General features: G+C 58.8%; 17 protein-coding genes. 5 read left to right on the forward strand and 12 right to left on the reverse strand.

The annotated features are described in order from the left end of the window. Positions 1–74: 74 nt before the first annotated feature. The 5 genes from rplS to ffh all read right to left on the reverse strand — a co-directional run bounded on the left by rplS (position 75) and on the right by ffh (position 3,973). The gene (rplS, locus tag L861_RS15385) at positions 75–431 is read right to left on the reverse strand and encodes a 50S ribosomal protein L19 (protein WP_016417398.1); all 357 of its coding nucleotides are present in this window, start codon (positions 429–431) and stop codon (positions 75–77) included. A 122-nt stretch (positions 432–553) separates the two neighbouring features. After that, positions 554–1,339, reverse strand: a complete 786-nt coding sequence (gene trmD, locus L861_RS15390) for a tRNA (guanosine(37)-N1)-methyltransferase TrmD (protein ID WP_027948122.1) — start codon at positions 1,337–1,339, stop codon at positions 554–556. 66 nt (positions 1,340–1,405) lie between these two features. Next, the gene (gene rimM, locus L861_RS15395) at positions 1,406–1,972 is read right to left on the reverse strand and encodes a ribosome maturation factor RimM (RefSeq protein ID WP_016417400.1); all 567 of its coding nucleotides are present in this window, start codon (positions 1,970–1,972) and stop codon (positions 1,406–1,408) included. Between the two features lie 47 nt (positions 1,973–2,019). After that, positions 2,020–2,268, reverse strand: a complete 249-nt coding sequence (rpsP, locus tag L861_RS15400) for a 30S ribosomal protein S16 (protein WP_016417401.1) — start codon at positions 2,266–2,268, stop codon at positions 2,020–2,022. Positions 2,269–2,557: 289 nt separating this feature from the next. Beyond that, positions 2,558–3,973 (reverse strand): signal recognition particle protein, encoded by a 1,416-nt coding sequence (ffh, locus tag L861_RS15405; protein ID WP_016417402.1) that lies wholly within the window; start codon positions 3,971–3,973, stop codon positions 2,558–2,560. Between the two features lie 194 nt (positions 3,974–4,167). Between ffh and L861_RS15410 the strand changes: the two genes are divergently transcribed. Together L861_RS15410 and L861_RS15415 are read left to right on the forward strand one after the other, a co-directional pair. Continuing rightward, positions 4,168–4,968, forward strand: coding sequence for a cytochrome C assembly family protein (locus L861_RS15410; RefSeq protein ID WP_016417403.1), 801 nt, complete (start codon positions 4,168–4,170; stop codon positions 4,966–4,968). An 84-nt stretch (positions 4,969–5,052) separates the two neighbouring features. After that, a complete protein-coding gene (locus L861_RS15415; RefSeq protein ID WP_016417404.1) occupies positions 5,053–6,336 on the forward strand; it encodes an HlyC/CorC family transporter in 1,284 nt (427 codons plus the stop codon). Between the two features lie 21 nt (positions 6,337–6,357). Here the strand turns inward: L861_RS15415 and L861_RS15420 are convergent, their stop codons facing one another. Further along, positions 6,358–8,265: an MFS transporter gene (locus L861_RS15420; RefSeq protein ID WP_016417405.1), complete on the reverse strand. Its 1,908-nt coding sequence runs from the start codon at positions 8,263–8,265 to the stop codon at positions 6,358–6,360. After that, complete coding sequence (locus L861_RS15425; protein ID WP_016417406.1) at positions 8,262–8,876, reverse strand: TetR/AcrR family transcriptional regulator; 615 nt, start codon at positions 8,874–8,876, stop codon at positions 8,262–8,264. Before L861_RS15425 ends, L861_RS15420 begins: the two co-directional genes overlap by 4 nt. A 161-nt stretch (positions 8,877–9,037) precedes the next feature. Here L861_RS15425 and L861_RS15430 point away from each other — a divergent pair, with 161 nt between their 5' ends. Further along, positions 9,038–9,724 carry an SOS response-associated peptidase gene (locus L861_RS15430; protein ID WP_016417407.1) on the forward strand — a complete coding sequence of 229 codons (687 nt, stop codon included), beginning with the start codon at positions 9,038–9,040 and terminating at the stop codon, positions 9,722–9,724. Beyond that, entirely contained in the window at positions 9,721–12,585 is a 2,865-nt protein-coding gene (locus tag L861_RS15435; protein WP_027948124.1) for an insulinase family protein, read from the forward strand. Before L861_RS15430 ends, L861_RS15435 begins: the two co-directional genes overlap by 4 nt. A 37-nt stretch (positions 12,586–12,622) precedes the next feature. Here the strand turns inward: L861_RS15435 and sbcB are convergent, their stop codons facing one another. The 4 genes from sbcB to minC form a co-directional block, all read right to left on the reverse strand. Beyond that, positions 12,623–14,083, reverse strand: coding sequence for an exodeoxyribonuclease I (sbcB, locus tag L861_RS15440; protein ID WP_016417409.1), 1,461 nt, complete (start codon positions 14,081–14,083; stop codon positions 12,623–12,625). A gap of 94 nt (positions 14,084–14,177) precedes the next feature. Further along, positions 14,178–14,429, reverse strand: coding sequence for a cell division topological specificity factor MinE (minE, locus tag L861_RS15445; protein WP_016417410.1), 252 nt, complete (start codon positions 14,427–14,429; stop codon positions 14,178–14,180). After that, on the reverse strand, positions 14,426–15,244 hold the full coding sequence (gene minD, locus L861_RS15450) for a septum site-determining protein MinD (RefSeq protein ID WP_016417411.1): 819 nt from the start codon (positions 15,242–15,244) through the stop codon (positions 14,426–14,428). Before minD ends, minE begins: the two co-directional genes overlap by 4 nt. A gap of 64 nt (positions 15,245–15,308) precedes the next feature. After that, positions 15,309–16,046, reverse strand: a complete 738-nt coding sequence (minC, locus tag L861_RS15455; RefSeq protein WP_016417412.1) for a septum site-determining protein MinC — start codon at positions 16,044–16,046, stop codon at positions 15,309–15,311. A 267-nt stretch (positions 16,047–16,313) separates the two neighbouring features. On the opposite strand from minC, the gene L861_RS15460 reads away from it, so the two are divergent. Then, positions 16,314–19,094 carry a DUF349 domain-containing protein gene (locus tag L861_RS15460; RefSeq protein WP_016417413.1) on the forward strand — a complete coding sequence of 927 codons (2,781 nt, stop codon included), beginning with the start codon at positions 16,314–16,316 and terminating at the stop codon, positions 19,092–19,094. A gap of 79 nt (positions 19,095–19,173) precedes the next feature. Here L861_RS15460 and phbB read toward each other — a convergent pair whose 3' ends face one another. Next, positions 19,174–19,920, reverse strand: coding sequence for an acetoacetyl-CoA reductase (gene phbB, locus L861_RS15465; protein ID WP_016417414.1), 747 nt, complete (start codon positions 19,918–19,920; stop codon positions 19,174–19,176). Between the last annotated feature and the right edge of the window lie 111 nt (positions 19,921–20,031).

A 20,031-nucleotide genomic window follows, 5' to 3' on the forward strand; every position in this document is an offset into this window, starting at 1 on the left:
CCGCGCAAGCGGTGACGGGGTCTCATGAGGTACGGTCCAATACGGTACCGCACCACGTCAGCCTGGGCTTGCGCTTAGGCCAGCTTTTCCTTGATGCGAGCAGACTTGCCGCTGCGCTCACGCAGGTAGTAGAGCTTGGCTTGACGTACGTCACCACGACGCTTGACGTCGATGGAAGCGACCAGTGGGCTGTAGGTCTGGAAGGTCCGCTCGACGCCGACACCATGAGAAATCTTACGCACGGTGAAGGCGGAGTTCAGACCGCGGTTGCGCTTGCCAATCACCACGCCTTCGAAGGCCTGCAGACGCTCGCGGTTACCTTCCTTGACTTTGACCTGGACGACCACGGTATCACCGGGGGCAAAGGCCGGGACTTCCTTGGACATCTGCTCGGCTTCGATCGCCTGGATCACCTTGTTCTTGCTGCTCATTGCTCGCTCCTCAATGTTGCCTTGTCCATCAAGCTTCGCTCGATGGCTGTGATCCCGACGCTTGGCCCGAAACGGGCGATGACGCGGGAGTCGATTCTGTGTATGACGCAGGTCACCCTATTTCAGTCTTCGCTCGGGTTAGCCTGCACCTCCGCCTGACTGGCGTATTCTTCGATGAACTCATCGAGCAACACCTGCTGCTCGCGACTCAGAGCTCGGTTCTCCAACAGGTCAGGACGTCTCAACCAGGTACGTCCCAATGACTGCTTCAACCGCCAGCGCTTGATCGCTGCATGGTTGCCACTGAGCAGCACCTCCGGTACCGAGCGCCCCTCGAACTCTTCGGGACGTGTGTAATGCGGGCAGTCCAGCAACCCATCGTTGAAGGAGTCCTCCACCGCTGAGTCCTGATGACCCAACACACCTGGTACCAAGCGTGCCACAGCGTCAATCAGCACCATGGCCGGCAGTTCGCCGCCACTCAACACATAGTCGCCGATCGACCACTCTTCATCGATGTCGCTTTCCACGACACGTTCATCGATGCCTTCGTAACGGCCAGCGACTACCACGAGTGGATCGGCGCTAGCCAGCTCCTGCACACCCCGCTGATCCAGAGGTCGCCCCTGGGGCGACAGGTAGATCACCTTGGCCGGTCGGCCTGTCACGACCTCAGCCCGAACACGGGCATCGGCGATGGCGCCACGCAGGGTCTCGACCTTCATCAACATACCCGGACCGCCCCCATAAGGGCGATCGTCTACCGTGCGGTGCTTGTCCTTGGCATAATCCCGAGGGTTCCAGAACTCCAGCTCCAGTACCCCTTGCTTGACCGCTCGCCCCGTCACGCCATGTTGCGCGATCGCGTCGAACATCTCCGGGAACAACGAAACAACACCAATCCACACGGTAGCAAACATCCCGTTAGCGTCATCCCGGCGACTACGCTCGGGAAGTGCCCTGTCAGATCTCGTTCAAAACTCAGGATCCCAATCCACCATCATGATGCCGGCGTCCAAGTCCACATTGAGCACCACTTGATCGGGTAGAAAGGGCAGCAGTCGTTCTCGATCGTCGATGGATTCGGCGTCTGCTACCACGACCATGACGTCATTGGCTCCAGTCTCGAACAGATAGTTCACATGTCCCAGGACGATGCCCTGCACGGTCACCACCTGCAAACCTTCCAACTGATGCCAGTAGTAGTCGCCAGGCGCAAGCTCGGGTAATGCCTGTTTAGGCAGTAGCACCTCAGCTCCCACCAGTTTTTCAGCCTGATCGCGGGACGTCACGCCATCAAGACTGACCACCAGGCCTTTGCCATGACGCCGTCCTTGCCTGATTTGCCAAGTCTCGATGCGGCCGGCATACCTCAGCACCCATTCGGGGTAATCGAGAATGCCATCAATAGGGCTGGTGTACGAATACACCCACAACCACCCCTTGACACCATAAGGACTGGTCAGCTTACCCAGCACCACGTGCTGGTCGTCACTGCCGCCATTGGCGTGCCCTACCACTGTCGATACATCGTTGGACATGGTCGTTCACGCCTCGCCTTGTGGTCAGGCCAGCGCCGCAGTCAGGCTCAGGCCTGCTTGCGGGCTTCCTTGATCAACTCGGCGACACGGTCGGACACTTGGGCCCCGTGATCCTGCCAATGAGCGACACGATCCAGATCGATACGCAGGCGCTCTTCCTGACCACGGGCGACCGGGTTGAAGAATCCGACCCGCTCGATGAAGCGGCCGTCGCGAGATTTGCGCGAGTCGCTCACCGTCAGGTGGTAGAAGGGACGCTTCTTGGCGCCACCACGTGCCAGACGAATGGTAACCATTGCGTTAACTGTCCTTCGGTTGAAGTTACTGAATATTGCCGGGCCCGGCCATGTTACCGTGCCCCTCAACTGTGGGCTTTCCTAGGAAAGCCAGGCCTCGACGATGCAATACGGAATATCGCCGAGCGGCCGGTTGTCACGACGTGGCGCGCGGTCCTGCCACGAAGACGCAGCATTCTACGGAAATCGACGCCACTTGGGAACCTTTTGCTTGCCGAAAATTCGTCACGGCACGCTTGCCACTGTCAAAGACAGTCTCAACCGTACCGACTCATTCTGGAGCAAGACCTCAGCGCCAGGGGAAACCACCTCCCGGACCACCCATGCCACCAGGCCCTCCCATACCACCACCTGGGCCTCCGCCTCCCATCATGCCGGACATGCCCCGCATCATCTTCTGCATGCCGCCTTTCTTGCCTGCCTTCTTCATCATCTTCTGCATCTGCTTGTGCTGCTTGAGCAAACGATTGAGGTCAGGCACCTGAAGGCCGGCCCCTGCAGCGATGCGCCGCTTGCGTGAGCCATTGATGATTTCAGGCTTGCGACGTTCCTTGGGGGTCATCGAGTTGATCAGTGCCTCTAGCTTACCCAGCTCCTTCTCGGGACCCGGGCCCTGTGCCAACTCGGCCATCTGCCCCATGCCGGGCAGCTTGCTCATCAGCCCCCCCATGCCGCCCATCTTCTTGAGCTGTTGAAGCTGGTCGCGGAAATCCTCGAGGTCGAACCCTTCGCCCTTCTTGACCTTCTTGGCCAGTTTCTCGGCCTTGCCCTTATCGACGGTGCGCTCGGCTTCCTCGATCAGCGACAGCACATCGCCCATGCCCAGAATGCGCGACGCTACCCGGTCGGGGTGGAAGGGCTCCAAAGCATCGACCTTCTCACCCACCCCCATGAACTTGATCGGCTTGCCGGTAATATGGCGCACCGACAGGGCAGCACCACCACGGGCATCGCCATCGGCCTTGGTCAGCACCACGCCGGTCAACGGCAGCGCCTCATGGAATGCCTTGGCGGTATTGGCTGCATCCTGACCGGTCATGGCATCAACCACGAACAGGGTCTCGTGAGGCTCGATGGCACGATGCAGGGCTCGGATCTCATCCATCATGTCGGCATCGACATGCAAACGACCGGCGGTGTCGACGATCACCACATCGTGGAACTGGATCCTGGCATGCTTGAGCGCCGCTTGGGCAATGGCCACCGGTTGCTGGGAACTGGTCGATGGGAAGAAGTCGACATCCACCTCCTTGGCCAGCGTCTCGAGCTGGTCGATAGCTGCCGGACGATACACATCGGCAGACACCACCAGCACCTTCTTCTTCTCGCGCTCTTTCAAATAGCGCGCCAATTTAGCCACCGAGGTAGTCTTACCTGCGCCCTGCAGGCCCGCCATCAGGACCACCGCCGGTGCTCCCTTGAGACTCAGGCCCTCGTTCGGCTCGCCCATGATCGCCTCGAGTTCCTGCTGGACGATCTTGACGAACTGCTGGCCTGGCGACAGGCTCCTCGATACCTCCTGCCCCACGGCACGCTCGCGGACACGCTCGATGAACGCCTTGACCACCGGCAGGGCCACATCGGCCTCCAGCAGCGCCCGGCGCACCTCACGCAAGGTATCCTTGATATTGTCTTCGGTCAGTTTGGCCTGACCGCTAATGGACTTCAGCGTCTGCGATAGACGTTCTGTCAAACTCTCGAACATGGGCCTCTCCGGCAGTGATGCCTTGGCTGTGACCGGCAATTATACGCCTTAGCGGCGCGAGTCTCCATGCACCATGCACCTGTCGTCTCCATAGTAGTGACTGGGCGCGATCCGGGGGATTCGGTATAGTGGTCGTCTTCGATTAGGTTTCCCATTGGCATTTCGCCGTTGTCGACGGTGCACGGACATCACGAATGCAGGCGCTCCCCTTCGCCCTATTAGCCACCATCTTCTATCTCGGCGCGGCCTCTTGGCAGGGACTGGCACTGTCTCGCCGCGTTCCACAACGCCCACTCCTGGTACGCGGCGTGGGGCTGCTGGCACTGGTCTGCCACACGCTAACGATCACCGCCCTCATTCGCGACACCGGCGAGCTGACCCTAGGATTGTCGTCCAGTGCCGTATTGGCCAGTGCCGTGATCGCCGCCCTGTTATTGGCAGTCAGCTTGATCAAGCCAGTGCTCAACGCCTCTGTCGGGCTGTTTCCACTGGCCGCCGTCACGTTGCTGCTTGCGGTGGGGCTACCCAGCCCAACCCATGATACTGACCTGACACCGGGTATCGCTTTTCACATCGTCAGCTCAGCCTTGGCTTTCTCACTGTTCGCCATCGCCACCGTGCAGGCAGTACTTCTGGCCGTGCAGAACCAGGCATTGCGTCACCACCATACTCGCGGCATCGTCCAGGCCTTGCCGCCACTGACCACTATGGAACGGGTACTGTTCGAGCTGATCTGGGCTGGCATGATATTACTCACTGCCGCTATCGTCAGCGGGTTTCTATTTCTCGACAACCTCTTCGCTCAGCATTTGGCTCACAAGACCATACTGTCACTAGGGGCATGGGTGATATTCTCGGTGCTGCTGGCAGGCCACCATTGGCTGGGCTGGCGAGGTCTGCGTGCGGTACGCTGGACATTAGGTGGTAGTATTCTGTTGCTGTTGGCCTACTTCGGCAGCAAGTTCGCATTGGAAGTCGTCTTTCAGTCGACCTGACCCTTCTTCAACGGAGTGCGCCTTGACAGTCTCTCGGGGAATCCCTACAAACGAGCCTGATACGCGATTGAGGATCCATCGATCTTGAGCGACGACTTCCCATTGGGACTGCTGTTCGGCCTGCTGCTTCTACTTATTTGCCTGTCTGCCTTCTTCTCCAGTTCCGAGACCGGCATGATGTCGATCAACCGCTACCGCCTGAGCCATCAGGCAAACAGCGGTGAGCGCTCTGCAAAGCGAGTTATGCGCCTATTGGCCAGACCGGACCGACTAATCGGCGTCATATTGATCGGCAATAACCTGGTCAATAATCTAGCAGCGGCCATCGCCACCGTACTGGCCATCCATTTCTTCGGTGAGGTGACCGGCCCGGCGATAGCTCCGCTGATCCTGACCATCGTGCTTCTCATCTTTGCCGAGGTCAGTCCCAAGACCTATGCCGCGATCAAGCCCGAGCGCATCGCCTACCCGGCCTCCGTGGCGCTGGAGCCACTGCTCAAGCTGCTCTATCCACTGGTATGGCTGGTCGGCGCTCTCTCCAATGGCCTGCTGCGACTGGTCGGCGTGAAGAACATCGATGGCGGCACCGACAACCTGACTCGTGACGAGTTGCGCACTGTCGTCCATGAGGCCGGTACGCTGATCCCCCATCGCCACCAGGCCATGCTGCTATCCATCCTGGATCTCGAGAACGTTACCGTGAATGACATCATGGTGCCGCGTCACGAAGTCGTCGGCATCGACCTCGAAGACGATCTGGACAGTATCCTGACCCAGATTCGCACTAGCCAGCACACTCGGATACCGATCTACAAAGGAGATATCAACAACATCATCGGCATGCTCCATCTACGTAACGCTGCGCGCTTCCTTTCCAAACCGGAAGTGACGAAAGCAGCCATCGTCCAGGAAGCACGCGAGCCCTATTTCATCCCCGAGTCCACTCCCTTGCACACCCAGTTGCTGAACTTCCAGCGGCAAAAGCGGCGTATCGGCATCGTTGTCGATGAATATGGTGACGTGGAAGGACTGGTAACACTGGAAGATATCCTGGAAGAGATCGTCGGCGAGTTCACCACTGATGTCGCTGGCATGCACCAGGAGATCCACCTCCAGGACGACGGCAGCTATGTGATCGAAGGTACCGCCAACATTCGCGAGATCAACAAGTCGCTGGACTGGCAACTCCCCACGGATGGCCCCAAGACGCTGAATGGCCTGATCCTCGAGCATCTCGAGTCCTTCCCCGATGGCCCGACCTGCCTTCAGGTTGGCCCCGTTCGCATGGAGATCCTTCAGGTCAAGGATAAATTGATTACCTCGGCTCGTTGCTGGCAGCATACTCGGCGCTCGACACGCCGGAGCTGAGCGACTTGCGGCCAAGACTTTTCAGGATTGAGCCAATGGGGACTTGTTCCGGGCTTCGGCCCAGGCATCGGCTTCTGCCTTGAGATCGCGTACCCGTTTCTCGAGCAGAGGGGATCGCGCTTCCCGTGACGACAATGGTTCGCCGAAGGAAAGTGCAACGCGAGCCCGAAATCGTCGAGGTGGTTTGGTCAGAGCTCGTCCTCCATAGTGGGAAGTCCAAGACCCCCACAACCCTGCCAACCCCGCTGGCACCACTGGTACCGGGTCGCGTGACAGGATCATTTCCAGCCCGCGGCGAAAGCCTTGGATCTCACCATCCGGCGTCAGCCGCCCCTCGGGAAACAGCATCACCACCTCGCCCTCACGCAGGGCATGACTGACTTCGTTCAAGGCTCGGCGAACATTGCCAGGATCGCGGCGGTCTGAATCGACCGGAATCGCACCGACGATGCGAAACCACCAATTGAGCCAGGGCGATTCGTAGATAGGCTGATCCATCAGGAAGCGCAGAGGCCGGGGACTGGCGCCCCCCAGGACCAAAGCATCCATGAAACTAACGTGATTGCAGACCACCAGCGCCGGGCCGCGCACGGGTATATGCTGACGGCCATGGAAACGCAGCCGGTAGATGACGTGTATCAGGGCAAAGATCAGCAGACGCAATACCGGACGCGGTCGGCGCAGCAGTAACCCAGCGCCCACGAACAACCCCATGACGCCCAACCCGGCAACGATCCCGCGCAACCCAGTGCCCAGCCAGACCAGCATCACGCTGCCATATCCCACAGCCAGGATTACCGCCAAAGCGCTGAGCATGTTGACAGCTCCCAGCATCCGAGACCGCTGTTCCTCACGGCTGATCAGTTGAACCAGGGTATATAATGGCACGCTGTAGAGCCCGCCCCCAATGCCCACCAGGGTGAAACCGACAAACATCTGCCAGAAGCGGTCAGAGCCCATCAGAAAAGCCATGCCATCCATGTTCACCGCCATGGGTGTCAGGCTGGCAAGATACAGGCTGGCAATGCCGAGCAGCATCCCTCCCAGAGACACCAGCCCCGTTTCCAGCCGTCCCGCCGAGAAATGCGCACATAGTAGCGCGCCAACCCCCACTCCCAAGGCAAAAGCTGCTAGCAATAGATTAAGGGCCGCTTCGTTGCCACCGAAATTATCACGCACCCAGGCCGGTAGCAGCGTCAACATGCAAGTCACAAGGAACCAGAAGGATGCGACGCCCAACATGGCGGGGAAAAGGTGCCGCCCCTGCGCCGCCTGCCGTAATATCTCGGAACTACTACGCCAAGGGCGCCAGCCCACGGGGATTTTGGCACACGCTGGCGCAGGTGGGATGGCAAAGCTCGTTGCCAACCCCAGAAGTGCCACACTGACCAGCACCAGCATCGCCGTCAGCCTGGACCAAGGCTCGGGCAGTGTTGCCATTACCGCGGCCAATAGCGCTCCAGTCAGCAAGGCAACGAAGGTTCCCAAGCCGATCCAAGCGTTGCCACGCACCAGCTCGGTAGGGGCAAGATGCTGTGGGAGAATGGCATACCTCACTGGGCCCAAAAGCGCAGACCGCCCCGCCAGTAGCAGGACAAACACAAGTAGCAGGGCAACGCTCTCGAACCACACCGCTACCACCGTGCCAAGCATGATCGCCAGTTCCAGCAGCTTCAAACGGCGAATCAGGCGCTGTTTGTCGAGACGATCGCCAAGCATCCCGCCCCACGAAGAGAGCGTCAGATAGGCGAGAATGGTACCTGCCACAGATAGTGTAAGAACCGGACCGGGGCGCCAGTCCCGAGGTGGCAGCGCTCCCCAGACCAGCAGCAAGAGGGTCATGCGCAGGAAGTTGTCATTGAAGGCGCCCAGTGCCTGGGTCCAGAAGAGAGGGGCGAAACGGCGCTGCACGAGAAAGCGCGAACTCACGTAATCCTCGGGTCATACTTGAGCCCGGCAAGAATGGTCGACAATAATTGATCGAGCAACTCGCCTACCTCCAACTGCTGGCCTTGCCAGTAGCCTAGGCGCTCATTGAGTCCCAACTGCACCAGACCATGAACGCTACCCCATAGAGTACGCGCCATGCGCCGTGCATCCAGATCATTCAACGCTGGCTGATACTCCTTGAGCGTCGCCTCGACACGCACGAATAGGGCCTCGATCATGTCATTCTGGCGCTGGTCGAGCTCGCCTTCCTGTGCCAAGGGATAATCGAACAATAACTGCCAACGATATGGATCACGCTGGGCGAACTGCCAGTAAGCAGTCGCCAACGATTTGAGCCGCGGCTCGGGGGGCGTGTCCGCCAGCCCCTCGACCGAACCACGCAACCGCGCGAGCGTCTCGATATTGACGTGCTGCAGTAGATTGCCGAAGCTGCCATAGAGCTTCAGCAAGGTACTCGGCGCACAGCCGACCTCCCTTGCCAGAGCCCTCAGCGACAGCGTGTGCGCAGGGTTTTCCTGCAGCCAGGCGTCACATGCCGCCATGACTTGGGCATGCAGCGCCTCCGGCGCATGCTGTCTGGGACGTGCCATCGGCTTCCTCTCATTGATAGCGACACAGATCGAACACTGTTTCCGACCAGCATATCGACCCCTAGCATAAACGCAAGCCCAAGGCGTAACTTGCGACGCAATCGGGCTTTCCACATGAAGGCGACTTGGGTACCCTGAGACCCCTTTCGCCAGGAGCCGCTATGGCAGGCCGCTTGCATATCGCGCCTATCGAGCTTTCTCGCCTGTTACCCGATCTGATCGGTGAAACACCGCTGCTCACCGGTGCCAACCAGGCGCCACGCCGCCCCCTGTCGGTCATCCGTCAGGAGCGAGGACATCCTCGCCTTGCCACCGCATTCTGGGGCTTGACCCCACCTTGGCTCAAGGTACTCGATCATGCCCCCCATTGTGCCAGAGCCGAAAATCTTGCATCGCGTCCCATGTTTCAGGAAGCCTTCCATGCCCGCCGCTGCCTGATCCCGGTCAGCGGTATCTATGTCTGGAAGCCTCAGCCACGTTTCAAGCAACCTTTTCTGGTCACACACACTGACCGTGGCCCCCTGCTACTGGCCGGGCTGTGGTGCCGCTATCACACTACCCTTACCGCCCATAACGACTCCACTGCCCTGATTACCGTGAATGCCAATGCTCTGCTGGCCCCACTGACCGACCGTATCCCAGCCATCATCGACCGGGCCTCAGCCACAGCCTGGCTCGATCCGACGACATCGCTGGACGACGTCCGCCGACTGCTCGTGCCACCACCCTTGGAACTGTTGGGCGCATTTCCGGTATCAAGACGAGTGAACGATCCCTCGAACCAGGATTGGGCTTGCGGCCATCCCACCGGCCCCATGCTTCGCTGGAATACCGCACAGGAGACATGATGCGAACTCCGCTCTTCTTTTCGACTACCCTTGCTGCCCTTGTGGGGAGCTTGGCGCTGAGCCTGACGCCTCTACTTGCCACACCGTCATTTGCCGATGATCGCGATGATCGAGAAAGCACCGCCCAGGTGGAAACGCCGCATGTCAGTCCTCACGATAACCGCGACTATCGCATCCTGACACTCGATAACGGACTTTCCGTTCTACTGGTCAGCGATCCGGAAGCCGATATGGCCGCCGCTTCGATGAACGTGGGCGTAGGCAGCGCCTACGACCCCAGCGACCTTGCAGGCTTGGCACATTTCGTCGAACACATGCTGTTCCTCGGCACTGACAAATATCCTGAGGCCGATGCCTACCAAAGCTATATCAGCCGCCACGGAGGCAATCACAATGCCTTTACGGCATCTCAGGACACCAATTACTTCTTCGATATCGAACCCGAGGCCCTACCCGGCGCATTGGATCGCTTCAGCCGTTTTTTCATTGCTCCTCGATTCAATGCCGATCAGTTGGAAAGCGAACGCAGCATCGTGCATTCAGAGTACCAGGCCCGACTCCGTGACGACGGCCGTCGCACCAATGACGCTCTCAATCAGGTACTGAATTCCGACAACCCCACCACCGGTTTCTCAGTGGGCAGTCGCGAGACGCTGGCCAACCGCGAAGAAGGCAAGCCCAGCTTGCGTCAGCGGGTGATCGACTTCTATGAGCACCATTACGATGCCAATGTCATGCATCTGGCAATCGTTGCTCCCCAGTCCTTGAACGAACTCGAGGCCCTGGTTCGCAAGCGCTTCGCTGATATCGCAGACCGCAATCTGTCACGCCCCGAGGTAGAAGCGCCTCTGGTGAAAGAAAAAAATCTGCCCATGGCGGTCGAAGTGCAATCGATACGTGACAGTCGTCAGGTACGCTTTCTTTTCCCGGTTACCGACCCCATCAACCACTATCGTCACAAGCCAGCCGAATATCTCGCCAACTTGCTCGGCCACGAGGGCAAGGGCAGCCTCTTATCGGTATTGCGCAAAGCCGGCTTGGCCGACGCACTCTCCGCTGGCGTCACTCGAGGCGATGGAAATGAAGCATTATTCTCGATCGATATCAGCTTGACGCCAGCCGGGACAGAACAGTTGCCACGCATCCAGGCCAGCCTCTTCGAGGCCATTTCTCTCATTCGCGAGAACGGCCTGGAAGAATGGCGCTACGACGAGCAAGCCAGCCTCGCCAAGCAAGAGTTTCGTTTCCAACAGCATGGCTCACCCATGCATAGCGCTACACGTCTGGCCATGAACATGGCCCTTTTCCCGCTGGAAGATGTCAATTATGCCCCCTACCGCATGGACGGCTTTCAACGTGAACAGATACAGAACTACCTGAATGCTCTGCGTCCTGGCAACTTGCTGCGTCTCTACAGCGGCCCAGAGGTCGAAGGTGATGAGATATCTCCCTGGTTTCATGCTCCCTACCGTGTGCAGCAACCGAGAGACTGGGCAACTGCCGAGCCTTTGGCTGGCCTTGCTCTTCCCGACCCGAACCCCTTCATTGCTGAAAATCTGACACTGCTTGAGCAGCAAGATGAAATACCACAGCGACTGGTTAACGAGGAAGGCTTTGCCCTTTGGCATCAGGCCGATGCCAGCTTCAACACCCCCAAGGTAGAGTGGCGCTTCAGCCTGCAATACCCCAATGCCGCCACCAACGCCCGTGATGCTGCCCTGTCGCGCCTGCTCGCTGGATGGCTTGGTGACAGCCTGAACGAAGAGTTATACATGGCCCGCCTAGCCGGCCAGCACTTCGAACCCTATGCCCATTCCCGCGGCATCACCTTGTCGTTCTCTGGATGGCGTGACCGTCAGGAGCTGGTGATACGACAGGTGCTATCCCAGTTGATTGAAGGAGAGATTACCGCTGACAGCGTTGCCCGTGTACGCTACGGCCTAGAACGAGAATGGCGCAACGCGCCTCAGGCATCTCTCTACCGGCAGGCCAACCGCACCTTGGGCGAAGCCTTGATCCGGCCACAATGGCCAACATCCGCACTACTCGAGGCCGTAAAGGAGCTCGATGTCGAAGACCTGCGCGAGTTCCGTCGAGGCTTCCTCAACGAGTTACGGCTCGAGGCGATGGCAGTGGGGAATCTGGATACCGAGCTTGCCGAGCGCGAAGCCCGCCTGGTCGCCGAGGCTCTACAACCTCATCTGGCAAGTGATCAGATCCCAGACCTCGAACCCCTGCAGGTAACGAATGGTCTTCCGGCCTTGCATCCCGAGACTACCCGTCAAGAATCATTGGTACTTCGCTACTTGCAAGGAGCCAACCGCTCGCTGGATAGCCAAGCACGGCTTGCTCTACTGGGACAGTTGATCAGTACACCTTTTTATACACAACTACGCACTGAGCAGCAGCTCGGCTATATCGTCAATGCCAGCTATACACCGCTGCTCGATGCGCCGGGCCTGGCATTGTTGGTACAGTCACCGGAGACGCCAAGTGAAGAGATTCAGGCACATATCGACACCTTCCTGGAAGATTTTAGTGAGACCCTGGCAGGAATCAGTGATGAAGAACTGGCGCCCCACCGCGAGGCAGTACGTGACCAGCTCCTGCAGCGTGATACATCGCTTGGCAGCATGACCGACCGGTTATGGCGAGCCTTGGCTTATGGCGATACCGAATTCAATCGGCGCGAACGACTGGCCGAGCAGGTCATGAAGGTTTCACCGGAGGCACTGCGTGAGAGCTGGACGACACTGCGCAAGGACGCAGCGCTCAATATTACCTTTGACCCTGGCGATTCACCCAGCGATGTGCTGGCTCTAACTGCGGAGCTGCCTCCTCTACCCAAAGGCGGTAGTTGAAACAGACAAGAGCTGGAGACGTGTGGGCGATCAACCATCAGCCAAAGGCTTGGACCGGCATGATCGCCTCCACGTGCATCACCAGTTCCTCGAGGATCTGACGGTCCCGGTCAGATAATGCAACCTGATTCAGACGTTCAATTTCACGGGCAAACCCTTGAAGGGTCAAGCTTCCAAGGTGGGTATCGTTCATTCGTGCCCAGCGGTAAGCTTCCCACTGAACCTGCTCCTCCGCGCTCAGGGTGTCTGGATAACTACGTGCGCGGTAGCGGAACAGCATCTCCTCCAGACGAGGATCCTGAAAAGCGAACGATGTCTCGCCAAGCTGCCATGGGTCGGTATCGCGCACACGTTGCATCTCCTGACGGTCGGCCGGCGAGAAAAAGCCACCCGAGTAGAGCATCAGGTCAGGGTCATGAGGCCCTTCTGTCGACGCCGCGGCGAACACGGCAGTTGCCTTGCGCCCAGCCTCGGCATTTGCACATAGTGCCTGCCAGTGCCGTTCGCACAGTTCACGATCCAAGCCGACCCGCTTGGCCACTTCATCGCTGACGGCCGCGATCGGCAATACCACCGGGCTCTTGTTGACATGGATCACCTTGAGAGGGATGCGTGCTTCGCCTTCAGCGAGTTCCTCTGCACCAACGAATACACGCTCGCGAATAGCCTCATCGGTCAAAGAGAGCAACGGCGCTGGGTCCACCGAAAGGTCGTAGACAATGACCCCGTTGGGGTTGGTGGGATGTTCAGCCAACGGTACTACCAATGCAGCACAGCCACGACTGGCGGGATAGCGACGCGAAATGTGTAGCACCGGCTTGCGTGAGGGAACATCCAGCAGCTTGGCTACCTCACGCTTGCTGCGCAGCCGCAGCAGGTAGTCGAACAGTTTGACATTGCGAGCCTTCAGTAGGCGCGCTAGCGCAATGGTCGCACGCACGTCGGCCAAAGCATCATGGGCACCGACATGTTCAATGCCATTGGCACCAGTAAGATGCTCGAGCTTGAAGCTGGGGGCCCCATCATCACGGCGTGGCCATTCGATTCCCTCTGGACGCAATGCCTGGAAAGCCCTCACCGCATCGATCAGGTCCCAGCGTGAGTTGCCGTTTTGCCATTCTCGGGCATAGGGGTCGAGAAAATTGCGGTAAAAGAGATGACGGCTGACTTCATCATCGAAACGCAGGCTGTTGTACCCCAAAACACAGGTACCTGGCTCACTCATCAACACATTGATATGACCAGCGAATTCACTCTCGGGCAACCCACGACGTTGGGCTTGTTGTGGCGTGATGCCGGTGATCAGGCATGCCTGTGGGTGCGGCAGGTAATCGTCGGCAGGGCGACAATATAGGGTGACCGGCTCACCGATCTCGCGGAAGTCGGCATCGGTGCGAATAGCGGCGAATTGCGAGGGGCGGTCACGACGCGGGTCGGCACCGAAAGTTTCATAGTCGTGCCACAGAAAACTACGGGGAGTGGCAAGGGGCTGCGCCATAAACGATCTCTCCAGCAGGCGGGGATGCCAAGAGGGCTCAGCCTAGCATAGTCCCCGGCCTCGCTCAGCCACATCGACCGAGCGGAGACCGCCTTCAGGTACGTGGTAGCGTCACGTTCAGTTCGAGTACCGAGCAATCGTCATCACGATCGAGACTGATGTTGATGGCATCTTGCTCCACCTTGACGTAACGGCGAATCACTTCCAGCAGCTCACGCTCCAGCATCGGCATGTAATCCGGCTGATCGCGCTGGCTTCGCTGGTGCGCAACGATGATCTGTAGCCGTTCCTTGGCCACCGACGCTGTCTTCTTGCGCTCGCCCCTGAGAAAATCCAGCAGTTTCAACGGCGACCTCCTCCGAACATGCGGCTTAGCAAACCTTTCTTCTGAAACTCATGAAAACGCAACGGCACGTCTTCTCCTAACAGGCGTGACACCGTATCGGTGTAGGCCTGACCGGCGTCACTCTTGGCATCATGAGTCACCGGGATCCCCTGGTTGGATGCGCGCAGAACGGCCTCGGATTCCGGAATCAACCCCAATAGGTCGATGGCCAGAATCTCTTGGATATCATCGAGATTCAGCATGTCGCCATCATCGACCCGTGACGGATTGTAGCGGGTGATCAATAGGTGTTCCTTGACGGCATCCTGGTTACGTTCGGCACGTCGGGTCTTCGACGCCAACAGGCCGAGAATGCGATCTGAATCGCGTACCGATGACACCTCGGGATTGGTGACCACCACCGCCGCGTCGGCGAAATACATGGCCAACTGCGCCCCACGCTCGATACCAGCCGGCGAATCGCAGATGATGTAATCGAAGTCCTTGGTCAAGGTATCCAGAATCTTCTCGACACCATCACTGGTTAGTGCATCCTTATCGCGCGTCTGGGAGGCAGGCAGAATGTGCAGGTTGTCGACCCGCTTGTCACGGATCAAGGCTTGGTTCAAGCCAGCCTCGCCCTGAATCACGTTGACCAGGTCATAGACCACACGTCGCTCGCAACCCATGATCAGGTCCAGGTTACGCAAGCCCACATCGAAATCGATTACCACCGTTTTCTTGCCTCGCAGCGCTAGCCCGGTGGCGATAGCTGCTGCGCTAGTCGTCTTGCCGACCCCGCCCTTGCCGGAGGTCACTACAATGATCTTGGCCAAGATAAGCTTCCTGTTGCTAATGGGAGAGGTTTCTGACTGCTGAATGCCATACGCGATCCGGCCCTCAAGCGAGTGGAGCAATGCTCAACTGGTCGTCACTTAATTGCACTTGGACAGAATGCCCCAACAGACGCGGGTCGATGTCCTCCAGACGCTTGTAGTTGCCGGCCACCGAGAGCAACTCGGCGCGTAGTTCGCGGCAGAAGATGCCTGCTTCATGATCGCCATGAATGCCAGCCAAAGCCCGGCCACGTAAGGCGCCATAGACATGCACACTACCTGCCGCCAGCACCTCGGCACCGGCATTGACTGCCCCGATGACCACCAGATCACCGTCGGGGGCACTGATTTGCTGTCCCGAACGCACCGTACCGCGATAGATACGTCCTCCACTGGCCGCTCCAGCAGACGTATCTGCATCATCTATGGGAGCCTCGGGGGCAGCCTCGGCGACGCTTTCCAGATTACGCGGCTTGATTTCCTGTGGTGGGAACCAACCAAGTCCCAATGCCCAGGCCGACTGCTTGACCGGATCCGTACCGCCGCGCACCGCCACCGGTAGCAGCTTGTGCGCACGGCATACCGCACAAATTCGTTCCAACGCCAAGTGTGGCTCATCGAGCTTTTCCACGCTGAGCACGACGGGTGTATGCTGGAAAAAGGCAGGCGACTGGCTCAATTTGCCGGCCAGCTGCTCGCGGATCCGCTCGGGATCCGCACTAGTCAGCTCCATGACCGTCATGGGCAGCATGCCCCCCTTGAAGGAAAATGCCATGCTCGCCCTGTCCACATTCAGACTCATTGCCGGACTCCACGTCAGGTGATGAGGGTAAAACTAAGCGACACGCCTCGCTCCTGCAACTGATCATAAGGCCAGCTCGCCCCTCTGTCAGTGTCTCCAGAAAGCAACAAACCGTATTCTCCGGACTTTTCGACCTCTGCGTCGCGTGCTTAGATAGCAGTCTGTCCGTTGTCCTAACCATTTATGGCGCTAGTGCCGGCTGCTCCAAGGCACAATCTTGTTTCGCCAGTACAGCCCAGGATGCGCACCACCATGTCAGGATCGTTCATGTCAGGTTGGATTCGTCGTTTATTCGTCCCCCGCTGGCAGCACCCAGATGCCCAAACTCGGGTGCAGGCCATCGCCAGGCTCGATCCTACACGGGAAGAGGATCGGCACACCCTCGAACGGCTCATTGACGACGACGATGCCGAAGTTCGCCTGACAGCCCTGGCGAAACTGCACGATCCATCGTTGCTGATTGAGCGGCTGTCGAAGGGTTCCGATACCCCTCAACTGCGCCTACGCCTCCTCGACCTGTTGGTGGGGCGGGAAGGGGGTATTACTTTGAATGATCGCCTGGATCTGATCGAACGTATCAAAGACGCCCGGTTGCTGGCTGCCATTACCATGCAGGGTGATAACCAGCAACTGCGCCTGGCCGCCCTGAAGAATCTGACAGACGAGAAGTCACTGATCCAGCAGGCCTGTGAGAATAGCATTGCAGCAGTTCGCCATGCGGCCGCTGAGCGAGTCCAGAGCGAGGAAGGCATCATCCATCTGACACGCTATGCCAAGCGTGACAAGCATGTCGCACGCATCGCTCGAGAACGACTCAACCAACTTCGAGCCGATGCCGCTCAAGTGGCTGAAGCCCACGCAGCACGCGAACGTATCCTGCAGGCGCTCGAACAACATGGCCAACACGCCTGGGAGCCTCTGTACGCGGGGCGCTATCGGCACTTGCAGCGAGAGTGGGAAGCTCTCAAGGACTTGCCCAGCGCCGAGCAGGAACGCCGCTATCAGAATGCCTGCCTCTTGTGCCGCAAGACGATTACCGACCACGAGGCACAGCAGCACGCTCATGAAGCTGCCGACCGTCAGCGGGAGGATACCGCCCAAACCCGCCAGTCGCTGGTCGAAGCATTCGAAGAGTCACTGCAAGGACTACGCCTGGGCGAGCGCTTGGGAACTCAGGACATCGATAGTCTACGCTCTCAGAAGCGCCTTCTGGCCAGCCGTTGGCAGTTACTCTCCGACACCCACTCTCCCGACAACACGCTGCGCCAACGTTACGATGACGCTCTCGATGAGTACGAGCGTATCGCCATGGTTTGGGAGCGCTTGGGAGAACGGACAGCAGCCTTGAAAGAAGCTTTGAGCAACGATGATCGAGAACGTCTCGAAACGCTGCTCAAGGAATGTGACTGGCCTGATTGGCTGCCACCCACGGAACTGCTCGAACGTGCCCAACGCTGGCTGCATCAGGATAGCAATGCCATCGCTCCCGATTACGGCCAGCAACTGCAGGCTTTCGAGCATGACCTGCAAGAACTCGAGCGTCTGCTGCAACGAGGCGCCTTCAAAGGTGCTAGTCGTCTGCACCAACGCCTGCGCCAACGTGCAGAACAATTACCCGACAATCGCCTGCGCTCTCTGGAGGGACGGCTCAAGCGGCTCGGTGCGCAACTCGCCGAACTGCGTGACTGGCGAGGTTTCGTTGCAGCACCCAAGCGCAATCAACTGTGTCAGGCCATCGCCGAATTGGCGGCCGATGATCGTCTCACTGATACCGAGCTTGATCGTCGCCATCGGCAACTGGTCAAGGAGTGGAAGGAACTCGGCGATGCAGCCGCCGACCGTGAGCTGTCCCAGAATTTCAGAGCCGCCTCCGATCGCATCCATGAACGGCTGGCTCCTTGGCGCGAAGCCCAAAACCAGCAACGCGACCAAAATCTCGCAGCTCGCCAAGCTTTGTGCGAACAGCTCGAAGCACTGCTCGAGCAGCCCGATCCCTCCGCAGACCCGGACGCCCTGCGTGATATTCGCGACCGAGCACGCGAACAGTGGCGACGCCACTCCCCGGTGCCGCGCGATCAGGCAGAAACCATCGGTCGACGCTTTGGACGAATCCGTCACGGACTGCAAGCGTTGATCGACCGCCGTGCGCAAGAAATCGCTAGCGCCAAGCGCGAGTTGATCGCGCAAGCCAAGGAGTTGCAAACCTCTTCCCAGTCCGCTAGCCAACGGGCAGAACAAGCCAAGACGCTACAGAAACGCTGGCGTGAACTCGGACGTGCCCCCAAAGGAGAAGAGCAGGCCTTGTGGCGAGAATTCCGGGGCATCTGCGACTCCATATTCGCCAATCGCGAAGCCGAGCGTGACAGCCGTGCCCAGCGTATCAAGTCTCGACTCGACGACATGCAAGCCTTGATCGATCGCCTCGACTCTTGGCAACCCAATACTAGCCAAGACAACACATTGCTCGACCAGGCCATCGCCGAGGCCGATGCCTTGGAACCATTGCCACCCGGACGTCGCAGTGAAGGCATGCGACGCCGCTGGTCGGGTATCGTGCGAGCCCGTCGCGAGCAATTGGAACGTTTGGCTATCCATGAAGAAGTTGGACGCTGGCAAGCCTTTCAGCCGCTACTCAAGGCTCATTTGGCTGCCGATGAAGCCGTACTGACTGGACAACAAGCAGCCGTCGATGTCCCAGCTGACGACACACTGGACGGTGACATGATCCAAGCCCACCAACGCCGCAATGCTTCACGTCGTCATCCTCCTGATGAAACCGAAGTCGAAGAAGCTCTGATACGGCAGCGGGTACACCTGGCCTTACTGGCAGGGGGCCGGGTTGCGCCTCAAGATGACCCTTTGCGTCTGGTGATTCAGGTCGAGCGCCTGAACAATGGCCTGGGACGCGAGCTGACTAAGGCCGAGGAACTGCATGGCGTGCTGCGCGAGATCCTATCCATCGGCCCGGTCAGCAAGTCGCTGTGGTCGAGAGAGGCCGGCGAACTGGATGCGCTATTATTCAAACTGCTCGGGGAGCCTCCCTCTTGATATCCCCCCAAAACTCAAGACGCGAGGCCTAAGCCTCGCGTCCGTCATACCTACTACTGAGCTGGAATGTTCAGGTCAATCAGCCCATGAATTGGCCACCGTTGATATCCAAATTGGCACCGGTAATGAAACCGGATTCCTTGTCCGCCAGGAAGACGACGGCCCGAGCGATCTCTTCCGGTGTGCCATAGCGCTTGACCGGAATCGCCTCTCGAATTGCCTCGCGCACCTTTTCCGGAATCTTCATGATCATGTCGGTAGCGATGTACCCTGGCGACAGAGTATTGACGGTAATGCCCTTGGTTGCCGTCTCCTGTGCCAAGGACATGGTCAAGCCGTGCATACCGGCCTTGGCGGCAGCATAGTTGACCTGGCCGAACTGGCCCTTGCGACCATTGATCGACGAGATGTTGACGATGCGTCCATAACCCGCCTCCAACATGTCTTCGATCACGCTGCGACAGGTATTGAAGACACTGTTCAAGTTAGTGTCGATTACCTCCCCCCATTGCTCGGGTGTCATCTTCTTGAGAGTGCCATCCCGCGTGATGCCGGCACAGTTGACCAGCACACTGATCGGCCCATAGGTGTCGCGAACCTCACGGACGCCCGCCTCGCAAGCGGCATAATCGGTCAGGTCGATACCGGATAATGCGATGTTGTCGTAGCCATCGGCGCGCTGCTGTTCCAACCAGGACTTGGCTTTGTCGGGATTATTGTACCCGGCCACCACCTGATACCCCTCCTTGGCCAGCGCCCGGCAGATCGCTGTGCCGATGCCGCCGGTCCCGCCGGTTACCCATGCTACGGGTGCTGTATTGGCCATTTCTTATCTCCCTGATTCATGACACTTATTCGACTGACGAGTATTGATCGCCACGTCCAGTCTCGAGTTGGTGAGCGGCAGGCAACTGCCACCCAAGACATAGTATGGCTG

This window comes from Litchfieldella anticariensis FP35 = DSM 16096, from assembly GCF_000409775.1.
Classification (GTDB): domain Bacteria; phylum Pseudomonadota; class Gammaproteobacteria; order Pseudomonadales; family Halomonadaceae; genus Litchfieldella; species Litchfieldella anticariensis.